The sequence below is a fragment of the Pelagimonas sp. KU-00592-HH genome (assembly GCF_040369695.1).
In the GTDB taxonomy this organism is placed as follows: domain Bacteria; phylum Pseudomonadota; class Alphaproteobacteria; order Rhodobacterales; family Rhodobacteraceae; genus Shimia.
Genome location: NZ_BAABWM010000001.1, coordinates 122,535 through 136,806 on the forward strand (window position 1 = coordinate 122,535; position 14,272 = coordinate 136,806).

Genomic DNA, 14,272 nt, shown 5'->3' on the forward strand with positions numbered 1-14,272 from the left:
GGCGGGCGTCGCCACTTGCTCCTCCTGCCCGCCCGTCGTAGACAACCGCAACTGAAATAGAATGCCGCAAGCAGGGAAAGCTCATGTCCAAGGGTAACGTGTCGAAGTCGCTGGTCTGGATCCTCATGGCCATGCTCATTTTCGGGCTGGGTGGATTTGGCATCACCAACCTTGGCGGATCGGTCCAGAGCGTTGGGTCTGTCGGCAGCAAGGATCTGGACATCAACGAATATGTCCGCGCCATGCAGGAAGAGTTGCGCGCGCTGGAAGCACAGGCCGGTCGCCAGATCGCCTTTGCCGAAGCACAGGCCGCAGGCTTGGATCGTCTCGTGCTGGCCCGCCTTGTGGTGTCGCGCGCGATGGACGCCGAGACCGAACGGATGGGTGTGTCGATCGGTGATGAACGCCTGCGCAGGGAGCTTGTGAACATCTCCGCCTTCCAGCGTCCCGACGGGTCTTTTGATCGCGAAGCCTATAGCTATGCGCTGGACCAGACGGGCCTCAACGAATCCGATTTCGAGGACAGCATCCGCGAAGACAGCGCCCGTGGCCTGCTTCAGGCCGCCATCGTTTCCGGTGTTGCCATGCCGGAAGCCTATGCCACGACGCTTTTGAACTTCCTTGGCGAACAGCGCAATGTCACGCTGGCCCGCATTGAGGAAGGCGACCTTGCCTATCCGGTTGCCTCGCCGAGTGATGCCGATCTGCGCGCCTTTTATGACGCAAACATCGATCGCTTCACCCGTCCGGCCACCCGCGACATCACCTATGCCTGGCTGACGCCCGCCATGCTGATCGACAGCGTCGAGATCGACGAAGAGGCGCTGAAGGCGCTTTACGAAGAACGTGACGCCGAGTTCAACCAGCCCGAGCGCCGCCTTGTGGAACGCCTCGCCTTTGCCGACGATGCCGCAGCGCAGGACGCGTTCAAACGCCTCAACCTTGGCGAAACCACCTTCGAGGGTCTCGTGGCCGAGCGCGGCCTTGAACTGTCCGACACCGACATGGGCGATGTCTCGGCCGCCGAACTGGGCGCGGCTGCGGACGCCGTATTCGCAACCGGCCCAGGCCTGATCGCAGGCCCTGCCCCGTCGAGCCTCGGCCCGGCCCTGTTCCGCGTCAACGGTGTCCTGCCCGCACGTTCGACCAGCTTTGAAGACGCGCTGCCGCAGCTGCGCGAAGAGCTGGCCGCAGAACGCGGACGCCGCGTGATCGACGCCCAGATCAACGACATCGACGACCTTCTGGCCGCCGGTGCGACGCTTGAGGAACTGGCTGCCGAAACCGACATGCAGCTTGGCAACATCGGCTTCCACGCCGACATCTACGGCTCGATCGCCGGATACGAAAGCTTCCGCGCGATTGCGCAAACCGTCACCGAAAGCGACTTCCCGCAGATCGAGAACCTCGAAGACGGCGGCGTGTTCGCCCTGCGCCTTGACGGTGAAACCCCTGCGGCACCGGCCCCGTTCGACGAGGTCAAGGACGCCGTGGCCGAAGCCTGGAAGACCCAGGCCACCGTTGATCGCCTGCAATCCATGGCCGACGGCATGTTGCCCGCACTCAAGGGGGCCGCGGACTGGAGCGCCTTCGCCCTGACGCCCCGCACCGAGGTCGACATCATCCGCAACGGCTTTGTCGCGGACGTTCCGGCCGATTTCATCCCGCAGGTGTTCGACATGAACACGGGCGACGTGATTGCGATTGCGCATGACAACAGCCTGCTGATCGTGCGCCTTGATGCGGTTCAGGCCCCGGACCTGTCCAACCCCGAGGTCATCCAGCTGCGCAACCTGATCCTGCAAGAGGCAGCCAGTGGCCTGTCGAACGACGTGTTCGAAGCCTACGCGCTTGAACTGCAATCGATTCACGAAGTGCAGATCAACCAGCAGGCTGTCAACGCCGTGCACGCGCAATTCCAGTAACTCCGGTTCAAGAGGCCAAACGTGGAACTGACCCCCTCCTTCGAAGACTTCGCCTCGGCCTATGACAAGGGCCAGAACCAGGTTGTCTACACTCGCCTTGCTGCAGACCTCGACACGCCCGTGTCGCTGATGCTCAAGCTGACCGGCGCCCAGAAAGACGCTTTCATGCTCGAGTCGGTCACCGGTGGCGAGGTGCGTGGCCGCTATTCGATCATCGGCATGAAGCCCGATCTGATCTGGCAGTGCCACGATGCCGAGGCACGCATCAACCGCAATGCGCGCTTTGATCCCGAAGGGTTTGAGCCGCAGGGCATGGAGCCGCTGGCCGGCCTGCGCGCCCTGATCGAGGAAAGCCGCATCGACCTTCCCGACGACCTGCCGCAGGCCTCGGCGGGCCTTTTTGGCTACCTCGGCTATGACATGATCCGGCTGGTCGAACACCTGCCCAACGTCAATCCCGATCCGCTTGGCCTGCCCGATGCCTGCATGATGCGCCCCTCGGTGGTTGCCGTGCTCGACGGTGTCAAAGGCGAAGTCACCGTGGTCAGCCCGGCATGGATCAGCGACGGCATGTCGGCCAAGGCCGCCTATGCGCAGGCTGCGGAACGCGTGATGGATGCGGTTCGCGATCTCGAACGCGCCATGCCACAGGCCGCCCGCGATCTTGGCGACGCCCACGAGATTGCTCCTCCGGTCTCGAACTTCACCAAGGACGGCTACATGCAGGCCGTTGAAAAGGCCAAGGAATACATCCGCGCCGGTGACATCTTCCAGGTTGTCCCCGCCCAGCGTTGGACCCAGGAATTCCGCCAGCCGCCTTTCGCGCTCTACCGCTCGCTGCGCCGGACCAATCCGTCTCCCTTCATGTTCTATTTCAACTTCGGCGGTTTCCAGGTCGTGGGCGCAAGCCCCGAGATCCTGGTGCGTGTCTTCGGCGACGAAGTCACCATTCGTCCGATTGCCGGCACCCGCCCGCGTGGCGCGACCCCGGAAGAAGACAAGGCCCTCGAAGAGGATCTGCTGGCCGACAAGAAGGAACTGGCCGAACACCTGATGCTTCTGGATCTGGGCCGCAACGATACCGGCCGCGTTTCCAAGATCGGCACCGTGCGCCCGACCGAGAAGTTCATCATCGAACGCTATAGCCACGTGATGCACATCGTTTCGAACGTGGTGGGCGAACTGGCAGAAGACAAAGACGCGCTTGACGCCTTCTTTGCCGGTATGCCCGCAGGCACGGTGTCCGGCGCGCCCAAGGTGCGGGCGATGGAAATCATCGACGAGCTCGAGCCGGAAAAACGCGGCATTTATGGCGGCGGCGTGGGCTATTTCAGCTCGGGCGGCGACATGGACATCTGCATCGCCCTGCGCACCGCGATCGTGAAAGACCAGAAGCTCTATATCCAGGCTGGCGGTGGCGTCGTCTACGACAGCGACCCCGAAGCCGAGTACATGGAAACCGTGCATAAATCGAACGCGATCCGGCGCGCGGCCGCCGACGCGGCGCGGTTTACAGGCAACGGCAACTCCTGACGCATCAACATTTTCTCGAAAAATGTGCAGGGGCAAAATCTTTCAGAAGATTTTGCCCTTTCGCTTTTCTACTGGCCCAATTTCAGAACCGCCGATACCGGCGCCACCGCGACGCTGCTGGCGCGGTCCTGCAAGCCCCAGACCAGAAGCGCGGCAATCGTCTCTTCGCGCACCCGCCCAAGCATGATGACCCCGCCTTCCTGCCCCGCCTTGAACGCCGCCTGATCAAGGAAGCGGCGAATGACCGAGGCGCTCTGCCCCTTGCCGTCAAAATCACGGAACACGGTTGCTGACGGCACGCCTTCACGGCTGGCCAGTTTTTGCGCGGTATTAAGGCCTTTGGGCAGCATCACCAGCCCATGCCCCGAGGCCAGAAGCACATCCGTCACCTGATCCGACACGCTCTTTGATCCCTGAAGACCGTCGCCGCCGCCTTCGAGAACGCCAACCGCCTCGGGCATCGCCGCAAGGTGCGCGGCCATCGCCACTTCCACGTCGGCAGGCGCGGCCGCGGCGGGAATGTCGATCAATGCTAGAACCTCAAAACCGTTTTCGCGGTAGGTCGTGACCCGTTCGGAGACGTCCTTGGCAAGGGTGCTAACCGCAAAGCTCAGCGGATAAGGAAAGCTGCTCAGCCCAGCAAGATCAACCGGCGCGCTGCCATCATCAATCAGCAGGATCGACATCAGCGGCCGCCCCGCCTCGTCGGCAAAGGCCTCGGCGTTCTGGTCGATGGGCTTGATGACAATCTCTTCCACCTCTTCCTCGCCAACCCTCGGCAGGCGCGAAGAATTGTGCTGCGGGAAACTGTCCTTGAGATCACCCGCCGGTTTCAGCATCGAGGTCTGTTCCCCGCCCTCTACCACAACAGGGGCTTCGGGCTCTTCTGCCTCAGGCGCAGGGCTCGCATCTTCCGACGGTGCCTCTGGCGCAACAGGCTCAACCGCGGGCGGTGTTTCAAAGGCACTGCCCACAAGCGGCACTTCGGGCGCAACCGGCTGTTCGGGATTTGTCGTGATCGACAGTTCGGCCTCTTCCGCCGCCTCCGGATCAATCTCCGGCGCTTCCGGCGCGCTTAGTTCCGGCGCATCGGCAGGGGCCGGTGCCACGGGCGTGTCCGCATCCACCGAAACACCGCTTTCCTCTGCCGCCGCGGGGGCCTGCAGATCGGCTTCCGGTTCGGCAACATCCGGCTTGGGCGCGGACGCGGTGTCGGCCAGCGGCGACGCGTCCTCTTCTTTCGGTGCATCCACCGGCGCGCTGACGTTCTCTTCAACAGCCTGATCCGCCTGGCTTGGCGTCCCGACGCCACCGCCATTTTCGTCACGCGCCCCAGAGGTCGCATCCACCGCCGAGGTCTGCGGCACCACAGTCGCAGGAAGTGGCGCAAGCAATGACCCGACGCCGGCGACAACCAGAACGGCCATCAGCCCCCAGAAAACACCCGAAAGTAACCCACGCAACATCTGCTTGCCCCCTAGTCCTTGCTTTTTCGCGCCATCGGGTTGCGATCTTCCGGATTTGCCCCGGAATAGCCGCCTCAAGGGGCCGATACTGCCTGCGCCCCCTTGACCCTCTGCGCCAAGCCTGAGCATGTATACCGCGACCAGCCCCGGGGTCTCTACCCCGTTTCGCAACTTTGGACGAAGAAACACGAATATGCTGCTTCTGATCGACAACTACGACAGCTTTACCTACAACCTCGTGCATTATCTGGGCGAGTTGGGGGCCGACGTGCAGGTGCACCGCAACGACGCCATCACCGTTCAGGACGCGATGGGCATGAACCCGGCAGGCATTCTCTTGTCGCCCGGCCCCTGCGATCCCGATCAGGCCGGCATCTGCCTTGCCCTGACCGAAGCCGCCGCCGAAACCAAGACCCCGCTGATGGGGGTCTGCCTTGGCCACCAGACCATCGGCCAGGCCTTTGGCGGCAAGGTCGTGCGCTGCCACGAGATCGTGCACGGCAAGATGGGCACCATGCACCACACCGACAAGGGCGTGTTCAAGGGCCTGCCAACTCCGTTTGAAGCCACCCGCTATCATTCGCTGGTCGTGGATCGCGAGACTTTCCCGGACTGTCTCGAAATCACCGCAGAACTCGAGGATGGCACCATCATGGGGCTGCAACACCGCGAACTGCCGATCCAGGGCGTTCAGTTCCACCCCGAATCCATTGCCTCGGAACACGGCCACGCAATGCTCCAGAACTTTATCGACATGATGAAGGTGCCGGCATGAGCGACGCGATCAAACCCCTGATCGGCGCTGCCGCCGACCGCCCCCTGACCCGCGAAGAGGCCGAGGCCGCCTTCCAGATTCTGTTTGACGGCGAAGCCACGCCAAGCCAGATCGGCGGTCTGCTGATGGCCCTGCGCACACGCGGCGAAACCGTGGATGAATACGCCGCGGCCGCCGCCGTGATGCGGGCCAAGTGCAACGCCGTCAAAGCCCCCGAAGGGGCCATGGACATCGTCGGCACCGGCGGCGACGGCAAACACACGCTGAACATCTCGACCGCCACCGCCTTTGTCACGGCTGGCGCAGGGGTCACCGTCGCCAAACACGGCAACAAGAACCTCAGCTCGAAATCCGGCACCGCCGACGTGCAATCGCAGATGGGCATCAACGTCATGGTTGGCCCCGACGTGGTGGAAAAGGCGCTGGCGGAATGCGGCATCGCCTTCATGATGGCGCCGATGCACCACCCGGCGATTGCCCACGTCATGCCGACCCGTCAGGAACTTGGCACCCGGACCATCTTCAACATCCTCGGCCCGCTGACCAACCCCGCCGGCGTGAAACGCCAGCTGACCGGCGCCTTCACCCGCGACCTGATCCGCCCGATGGCGGAAACCCTTGGTCGTCTGGGCAGCGAACGCGCATGGCTGGTGCACGGATCGGACGGCACCGATGAACTTACCATCACCGGCGTCAGCTGGGTCTCGGCGCTCGAGTCGGATGGCAGCGTAAAGGATGTCGAACTGCACCCCGAAGACGCAGGCCTGCCGGTTCACCCCTTCGAGGCCATCGTTGGCGGCACGCCCGAAGACAACGCCAATGCCTTCCGCGCGCTCCTCAATGGCGAGGCCAGCGCCTACCGTGACGCGGTTCTGCTGAATTCGGCGGCGGCCCTGGTTGTGGCCGACGCGGCCAGCGATCTGCGCGACGGCGTCGAAAAAGCCCGCGAAAGCATCGACAGCGGCAAGGCCCGCGACAAGGTCGAGGCCCTGGCACGGATCACCTCGGCAGCGTGACAACTGACCTGCAAGACACCAGCCGGGGCGCAACGCGTCCCGGTATGATCCCGCCCGCGAAATGGGCCCACCTGCCCTTTTTCACAACGGATTTCCCGACCATCGCCTCGGCCCTCACTGCCGAAAAACGCGAGATCCTGCCGCCGGATCACCAACGCTTTGCGGCCCTCGATGCCTGCACTCCGGACGAGGTCAATGTGGTGATCCTCGGGCAAGACCCCTACCCGACCCCAGGCCACGCGCACGGGCTTTCCTTCTCGGTCGAACCAGACGTGCGCCCGTTGCCGCGGTCCCTGAACAATATCTACAAGGAAATGGTCGAAGACCTTGGCACTGCCCCCTTGAACGGCGATCTCCGCGCCTGGGCAAAACAGGGCGTCCTGCTTCTGAACACCGTCCTCAGCGTCCCGTCGGGCGAGGCCAACGGACATGCCAAACTTGGCTGGCAGCGCCTTGCCGAACAGGTGCTGCACGAGGTCAGCCAACAGCCAACCGCCTTTGTGCTCTGGGGCAAACAGGCACAGGCCCTTGCACGCCACATTTCATCGCCTAAAAATGGCGCCAACCATCTGCTGATCGAATCCGCACATCCTTCGCCGCTCTCGGCCCGTCGCGGTTTCTTCGGCTCGCGCCCGTTTTCACGGATCAACACCTGGCTCGCCGCCCAAGGCCGGCCCGAAATAAACTGGACCAACGCATGACCGCCACCGTTCTCGACAAGATCAAGGCCTACAAACTCGAAGAGGTTGCCGCCGACAGGGCTGCCAAACCGCTTGCCGAGGTCGAGGCCGAAGCCCGCGACGCCTCGCCCACCCGTGGCTTTGCCGAGGCCCTGCGACTTGCCGCCCGCGAAGGCTATGGTCTGATTTCCGAGGTCAAGAAAGCCTCTCCCTCCAAGGGCCTGATCCGCGAAGACTTCAACCCGCCGGTGCTTGCCAAGGCCTATGAAGACGGCGGCGCAACCTGCCTTTCGGTATTGACCGACACCCCCTCGTTCCAGGGCGCAAAGGAATTCTTGGTCGAGGCCCGCGCCGCCACCAACCTGCCCGCGCTGCGCAAGGACTTCATGTATGACACCTACCAGGTGGCCGAGGCCCGCGCGCTCAACGCCGACTGTATCCTGATCATCATGGCCTCGGTCTCGGACGCGCAGGCGCAGGAACTCGAAGATGCGGCCTTCGCCTGGGGCATGGACGTTCTGATCGAAGTCCACGACGCCGAGGAACTTGAGCGCGCCACCCTGCTGAAATCCCCGCTGATCGGCATCAACAACCGCAACCTCAAGACCTTCGAGACCACCCTCGACACCACCCGCCAGCTGTCGAAACTGGTGCCGGCTGACCGTATGCTGGTGTCAGAAAGCGGCCTCAACACCGCGCAAGACCTGGCCGACATGGCCCGCTACGGCGCGCGCTGCTTCCTGATCGGCGAAAGCCTGATGCGCAAGGAGGACGTCACCGCCGCCACCCGCGAACTGCTGGCAAATCCCCTGCGTTCGGGAGGTCTGTGAATGTCCGGCCTCACCCATTTTGACGGCAAGGGCGATGCCCACATGGTCGATGTTTCCGACAAGGCCGTAACCTCGCGCATCGCCACCGCCGAGGGCTGGGTCAAGATGGCCCGCGAAACCTACGAGATTATCCGCGACAACCGCGCAAAGAAAGGCGATGTGCTGGGCGTGGCCCGCCTTGCCGGGATCATGGGCGCGAAACAGTGCTCGACCCTCATCCCGCTGTGTCACCCGCTGCCCATCACCAAGGTGTCGGTCGAACTCACCCCCGATGAGACCCTGCCCGGCGTCCGCATCGAGGCCACCGTGAAAACCACCGGCCAGACCGGCGTTGAAATGGAGGCCCTCACCGCCGTGAACGTCGCCGCCCTCACCGTCTATGACATGTCCAAAGCCGTCGACAAGGCCATGGAAATCGGCGGCATCCGCGTGATCCTGAAAGACGGCGGCAAATCCGGACGGTACGAAGCAAAATGATCTCCGTCTCCGAGGCCCTCGACCACCTCTTCGCCCTTGCCGGTCCGCTGGACACCGAAACCGTGCCCCTCTCGCAGGCCAATGGCCGCGTGCTTGCCGCCCCCGTTCAGGCCCGTCGCGACCAGCCGCCTTTTGCGGGATCGGCGATGGATGGTTATGCCGTCATCGGCGATGAGGTGCAGCCCGGTGCCACCTTCACCGTGATTGGCGAAGCGGCCGCTGGCCACGGTTTCGACGGCGCGGTCGCCAAGGGCCAGGCCGTGCGCATTTTCACCGGTGCCCCGGTGCCACAAGGCGCATCGCGCGTTGTTATCCAGGAAGACGTGATCCGCGAGGGCGACACCATCACCCTGCGTGACAATCTTGATCAGGGCACCCACATCCGCCCCAAGGGCGCGGATTTCGCCGACGGCAGCGACGTGACCGCGCCCCGCCTGCTTGGCCCGTCCGACATCGCGCTTTTGGCTGCGATGAACATTGCGGAAGTGCCCGTCACCCGCCGCCCGCGCGTTGCGATCCTGTCCACCGGCGACGAACTTGTCATGCCCGGTGAAAACCCCGGCCCCGACCAGATCATTGCCTCCAACAGCTTTGGCCTTCAGGCCATGTTGCGCGATCTTGGCGCCGAAGCCCGCCTTCTGCCCATCGCCCGCGACACCCGTGCCTCTCTGGAAACGGCCTTTTCGCTGGCCGATGACGCCGATCTCCTGATCACCATCGGCGGCGCTTCGGTGGGCGACCACGATCTTGTTGGCGAAGTCGCCGTCGATCTTGGCATGGAGCGCAGCTTCTACAAGATCGCCATGCGCCCCGGCAAACCGCTGATGGCCGGTCGCCTTTCGTCTGGCGCGATGATGATTGGCCTTCCGGGCAATCCGGTGTCCGCCATGGTCTGCGGTCACGTCTTTGTCACGCCGGTGATCCGCGCCATACTGGGCCTTGGCCAAGAGGCGGTTCAGGCACGCCACGCAACTCTGGCCGCACCGCTTACGCCCAACGGCCCGCGCCAACACTACATGCGCGCCCGCATCGAAGACGGGCAGATCACCGCCTTCGAAAATCAGGACAGCTCGCTGCTGACCGTTCTGGCCGCGGCCAATGCGCTCTTGATCCGCCCGCCCTCTGATGGCGCACGCGAGGCGGGCGAAACCATGGCCTACCTGCCGATCTGACCCCGATCCGGAGCTTCCCAAAGCCCCCGCAGCACCGCTTCGGGGGCTTTTGTTTCCGCTATGTTCCGAAATTGTTGACACAAAAGGGGAACAACGGTAGAACAAAAGAAAATCACCACGGGAAGACAGGGGAGGCAAGCCCATGCTGACCAAGAAACAACTCGACCTGCTTGAGTTCATCCACAAACGTCTGCAACGCGATGGCGTCCCGCCCAGCTTTGACGAGATGAAAGATGCGCTCGACCTGCGCTCCAAGTCCGGCATCCACCGCTTGATCACCGCGCTTGAGGAACGGGGCTTTATCCGCCGCCTCGCCCACCGCGCCCGTGCCATCGAAATCGTGAAGCTGCCCGAATCCATGGGCGGTGAGCCAAGCACCGGGGGCTTCAAACCCAAGGTCATCGAAGGCCCGCACCCCTCGCCTACCCAACCCGCCAACATCACCCCGGAAGAGGTCGTGCTGCACGCCCGCGAACTGCCCGTCATGGGCAAGATCGCCGCCGGTGTCCCGATCGAGGCGATCAGCCACGTCCATCATCACGTCGCCGTCCCCGGCCAGATGCTGCGCACCGCCGGCAGCCACTATGCGCTTGAGGTCAAGGGCGACTCGATGATCGACGCGGGCATCAACGACGGCGACGTCGTGATCATCCGTGAAACCGAAGTGGCCGATAACGGCGAAATCGTCGTCGCGCTGGTCGAGGATCAGGAAGCCACGCTGAAACGCTTCCACCACAACGGCACGTCTATCGCGCTTGAGGCGGCGAACCCTGCCTATGAAACCCGTGTCTTCCCCGAAGACAAGGTCAAGGTTCAGGGCACCCTCGTCGGCCTGATCCGCACCTACTGACGCAAATCCCTAGTATTCCAAAGACGCTGCCCGCTGATCTCGCGGGCGGTTTTCTTTTGTAATACGCCGCCCCGCCAGCGCAGCGCGACAGATCCCGTATCCTTCAATATCTCCGGATGCAGCACATCGCAGCCAAGAACCTCCTGCACGGGCGCATGGCTCAGAACCACGATCTCGCCGGCCTTGCACCCGTCAAATCCCGCCACCTGCCGCTTGCCGGACAGATGGCGAATGCTGCGTCCCCCTAAGGCATAGGCCACCTGCCATCGCAGCGCCGCCTCGGCCTGCGTCGCGCCGTCGCCGTCATTCTCAAGCCAGTTCTGCGCCACGAATCCCTGTCCGCGCTCCTTGCTCAGCGCCCGCCGCCCATCCTGCAACACCCCAACCAGCCCACCACTATCCGCAATCAGGACATCGGGACGCTCCGCCAGCCCCCACACCCCACCGGCAAGGATCACCGGCAGGATGCCGGCCACCCGCAACCGCCCCTGCCAGATCACCAGGAACAGCGCCCCAAGCGCAAACATCGGCAACACGAACGCCGTCGGGCTTGGCACATGCAGCCGCGCGCCCTCTAGCCCTGCAAAGAAATGCGCCACCCACAGGATGGCCTCCAAGCCCCAGCCCATCGGCACCAACCCGACAACCTCCAACCCGAAAGGCGCAAGGCAGGCCGCCACCACGGCAAAGGGCACGACAACCACCCCCATGATCGGCACAGCCATCAGGTTCGCGGGCAGACCATAGGCCGCCACCGCATTGAAATGCGCCGCCCCGAACGGCGCCGTGGCCGCACCGGCAACAAAGGACGAGACGCACAGGGCAAAGGCCGGTCGCACCCAGCGCGGCATCTCAAGCGGTCCGTGTTTCTGAAGCATCTCGAACACCGCAACCAGCGCCGTGGTCGCCGCAAAGGACATCTGGAACCCCGGCCCTAACATCGCTTCGGGCTGCACCAAAAGGATCACGACCGCTGCAATCGCCACCGCCCGCAGGCTGATCGCCCGACGGTCAAACACCACCGCGGCCAGCGCCACCGCCGCCATCACGAAGGCCCGTTCGGTGGCCACATTGCCCCCCGACAACATCAGGTAGGCCCCCGCCACCCCCATCGCGAACACCGCCGCCAGCTTCTTGGTCGGCAACCGCAAGGCCACCGAGGGGAACAGCGCCATCCCATAGCGCAGGGCCGCAAAGACAAACCCCACCAACAGCCCCATGTGCAACCCCGAAATCGCCAACAAATGCGCAAGGTTCGAGGCCCGCAAGGCCTCAAGCGTCTGTTTCGAAACGCCACTGCGATCTCCGGTTGTCACCGCCGCCGCAAACCCGCCAGCCTCGCCGCCAAGGGTGGCGCGGATATGTTCGGACAGGCCCATGCGCAGCCCCAGAACCGAAACACCCGCAGGCGGCGGCTCCAGCACAAGAACCGGCGTGCGGGTATACCCCACCGCGCCAATCCCCTGAAACCAGGCATGTCTCTGGAAATCAAAGCCCCCAGGTTCAACCGGCCCCGAAGGTGGCGCCAGATGCCCCGTAAGAATGACCCGCATATGTGGTGCAGGGCGAAACCCCAACTGATCCCCGTGCAACGACACGCGTACCCGCCGCGGCATCTTGTCCGGCGCAACCCGCTCAAGAACCACCTGATCCAGTGTCAGGCGCACGCGGTCGCTGACCGAACGGTCCATGCCCACAACGCGCCCCTCGATCGCGCCATAGAACCGCCAGTCGATCACCGGCCCGCTCACCCGATGCGCCCGCGCACCCGCGACCGCAAACCCGAGACAGCACAGACCAATGGCAACAGCCACGGGGCGCGCCGCTTCCGGCAGCACCACCCCGCAGACCAGAGCCAACAGCCCCCCTGCCCCGAAACAGGCCAGCATCACGACCGAGGGTTCCTGTTTCACCGAAAAGTAACCGCCGATGCCTATCGCAATCAGCACCGGAACCCAGGGAAACAGAAATCCCCGCTGGCCCTGAAGGGCCAAACCGATCCCCGTGAATATGCGCAAGCCTTGTCCTCTCTCGGGCAGGTCGCTAGACAGGCCCCAACGCTAATTCACTCTTCGTTACCGAAAGGTTAAATCCCCCATGTCAGGCCAGGTCGTCACCCGCTTCGCCCCTTCGCCCACCGGCTTCCTTCACATCGGTGGCGCCCGCACGGCGCTGTTCAACTGGCTGTTTGCCCGTGGCCGCGGCGGCAAGTTCCTGCTGCGTATCGAAGATACCGATCGCGAACGCTCGACCCCCGAAGCGACCGCCGCCATCCTGCAAGGCATGGAATGGCTTGGCCTTGACCACGACGGCGAGGTGGTCAGCCAGTTCGAAGGCGCCGCCCGCCACGCCGAAGTGGCGCTGCAGCTTCTGGCCGAAGGCAAGGCCTACAAGTGTTTCGCCACCCAGGACGAAATCGCTGCCTTCCGTGACGCCGCCCGCGCCGAAGGCAAATCAACCCTCTATCGCAGCCCCTGGCGTGATGCCGATGCCGCCAGCCATCCCGATGCGCCCTACGTGATCCGCATCAAGGCCCCGCAAGACGGCGAAACCGTGATCCGCGATCAGGTTCAGGGCGACGTGACCATCCGCAACGATCAGCTCGACGATATGATCCTGCTGCGCTCGGATGGCACGCCGGTCTATATGTTGGCCGTTGTCGTGGACGATCACGATATGGGCGTGACCCACGTGATCCGCGGTGACGATCACCTCAACAACGCCGCCCGCCAGATGATGATCTACGAGGCCATGGGCTGGGATGTTCCGGTCTGGGCCCACATCCCGCTGATCCACGGTGCGGACGGCAAGAAGCTCTCGAAACGCCACGGCGCATTGGGAGCACAGGAATACCAGGCGATGGGCTATCCGGCAGCCGGGATGCGCAATTACCTTGCCCGTCTGGGCTGGAGCCACGGGGACGACGAATTCTTTACCGATGCCCAGGCCCAGGAGTGGTTCGACTTTGGCGGAATCGGCAAAAGCCCGGCCCGTTTCGATACCAAGAAGCTGGAAAATCTCTGCGGACAGCACATCGCTGTTAGCGATGACGCTGCGCTGCTGCAAGAACTTGAGGGTTACCTCGCCGCCGCCGAGGCGCCTGCCCTCACGGAAAGTAAAAAGGACGGTATGTCGCGGGCAATGTATTGCCTGAAAGATCGCGCCAAAACTTTCCCCGAACTCATTGAAAAGGCTTACTTTGTTTTGGCAGACCGCCCCTTGCAGCCGGATGCCAAGGCACAAAAGAACCTTGATATTGTATCCCGTGGTATACTGAAAGAATTGACGCCGCAGTTGCAAAATGTTAGCTGGACCCGAGACGGATTGGAGGCTGTCACCAACTCTTACGCGGAAGCGAAGGAAATCAAGTTCGGCAAGATGGCTGGCCCCCTCCGGGCTGCGCTTGCGGGGCGCGCGGTGACACCCAGCGTATTCGATATGATGCTTGTTCTGGGACGCGATGAAACCATCGCTCGCCTGGAGGAAGCAGCAGAATTTGAGCCGGAGGCACAGGACGCCTGAGAACCTGCGCCAAACCGACTGTTTAA

Annotated in this window: 12 protein-coding genes; 10 read left to right on the forward strand and 2 right to left on the reverse strand. The window is 63.5% G+C overall.

Annotated features, from left to right (window positions below):
* Nucleotides 1-83 precede the first annotated feature (83 nt).
* Nucleotides 84-1,925 (forward strand): peptidylprolyl isomerase, encoded by a 1,842-nt coding sequence (locus ABWV42_RS00630; protein ID WP_353338454.1) that lies wholly within the window; start codon nt 84-86, stop codon nt 1,923-1,925.
* A 21-nt stretch (nt 1,926-1,946) separates the two neighbouring features.
* On the forward strand, nt 1,947-3,458 hold the full coding sequence (gene trpE, locus ABWV42_RS00635; RefSeq protein WP_255108100.1) for an anthranilate synthase component I: 1,512 nt from the start codon (nt 1,947-1,949) through the stop codon (nt 3,456-3,458).
* A gap of 68 nt (nt 3,459-3,526) precedes the next feature.
* Here the strand turns inward: trpE and ABWV42_RS00640 are convergent, their stop codons facing one another.
* The gene (locus ABWV42_RS00640) at nt 3,527-4,924 is read right to left on the reverse strand and encodes a divergent polysaccharide deacetylase family protein (RefSeq protein WP_353338455.1); all 1,398 of its coding nucleotides are present in this window, start codon (nt 4,922-4,924) and stop codon (nt 3,527-3,529) included.
* A gap of 193 nt (nt 4,925-5,117) precedes the next feature.
* Here ABWV42_RS00640 and ABWV42_RS00645 point away from each other — a divergent pair, with 193 nt between their 5' ends.
* The 7 genes from ABWV42_RS00645 (at nt 5,118) to lexA (ending at nt 10,724) form a co-directional block, all read left to right on the forward strand.
* On the forward strand, nt 5,118-5,699 hold the full coding sequence (locus ABWV42_RS00645; RefSeq protein WP_353338456.1) for an anthranilate synthase component II: 582 nt from the start codon (nt 5,118-5,120) through the stop codon (nt 5,697-5,699).
* Nucleotides 5,696-6,715 (forward strand): anthranilate phosphoribosyltransferase, encoded by a 1,020-nt coding sequence (trpD, locus tag ABWV42_RS00650; RefSeq protein WP_353338457.1) that lies wholly within the window; start codon nt 5,696-5,698, stop codon nt 6,713-6,715. Before ABWV42_RS00645 ends, trpD begins: the two co-directional genes overlap by 4 nt.
* Nucleotides 6,716-6,759: 44 nt before the next feature.
* A complete protein-coding gene (locus tag ABWV42_RS00655) occupies nt 6,760-7,416 on the forward strand; it encodes a uracil-DNA glycosylase (RefSeq protein ID WP_353338458.1) in 657 nt (218 codons plus the stop codon).
* Nucleotides 7,413-8,225 (forward strand): indole-3-glycerol phosphate synthase TrpC, encoded by an 813-nt coding sequence (trpC, locus tag ABWV42_RS00660; RefSeq protein ID WP_353338459.1) that lies wholly within the window; start codon nt 7,413-7,415, stop codon nt 8,223-8,225. The genes ABWV42_RS00655 and trpC overlap by 4 nt, the downstream gene beginning before the upstream one ends.
* Complete coding sequence (gene moaC, locus ABWV42_RS00665) at nt 8,226-8,702, forward strand: cyclic pyranopterin monophosphate synthase MoaC (protein ID WP_353338460.1); 477 nt, start codon at nt 8,226-8,228, stop codon at nt 8,700-8,702.
* Entirely contained in the window at nt 8,699-9,874 is a 1,176-nt protein-coding gene (locus ABWV42_RS00670; RefSeq protein ID WP_353338461.1) for a molybdopterin molybdotransferase MoeA, read from the forward strand. Before moaC ends, ABWV42_RS00670 begins: the two co-directional genes overlap by 4 nt.
* A 142-nt stretch (nt 9,875-10,016) precedes the next feature.
* Nucleotides 10,017-10,724 carry a transcriptional repressor LexA gene (gene lexA / locus ABWV42_RS00675; protein ID WP_255108114.1) on the forward strand — a complete coding sequence of 236 codons (708 nt, stop codon included), beginning with the start codon at nt 10,017-10,019 and terminating at the stop codon, nt 10,722-10,724.
* On the opposite strand, the gene ABWV42_RS00680 is transcribed toward lexA, so the two are convergent.
* Nucleotides 10,718-12,742: a ComEC/Rec2 family competence protein gene (locus ABWV42_RS00680; RefSeq protein WP_353338462.1), complete on the reverse strand. Its 2,025-nt coding sequence runs from the start codon at nt 12,740-12,742 to the stop codon at nt 10,718-10,720. The two genes, lexA and ABWV42_RS00680, sit on opposite strands and share 7 nt — an antisense overlap.
* Before the next feature lie 79 nt (nt 12,743-12,821).
* On the opposite strand from ABWV42_RS00680, the gene gltX reads away from it, so the two are divergent.
* Nucleotides 12,822-14,246: a glutamate--tRNA ligase gene (gene gltX, locus ABWV42_RS00685; protein WP_353338463.1), complete on the forward strand. Its 1,425-nt coding sequence runs from the start codon at nt 12,822-12,824 to the stop codon at nt 14,244-14,246.
* Nucleotides 14,247-14,272: the final 26 nt, after the last annotated feature.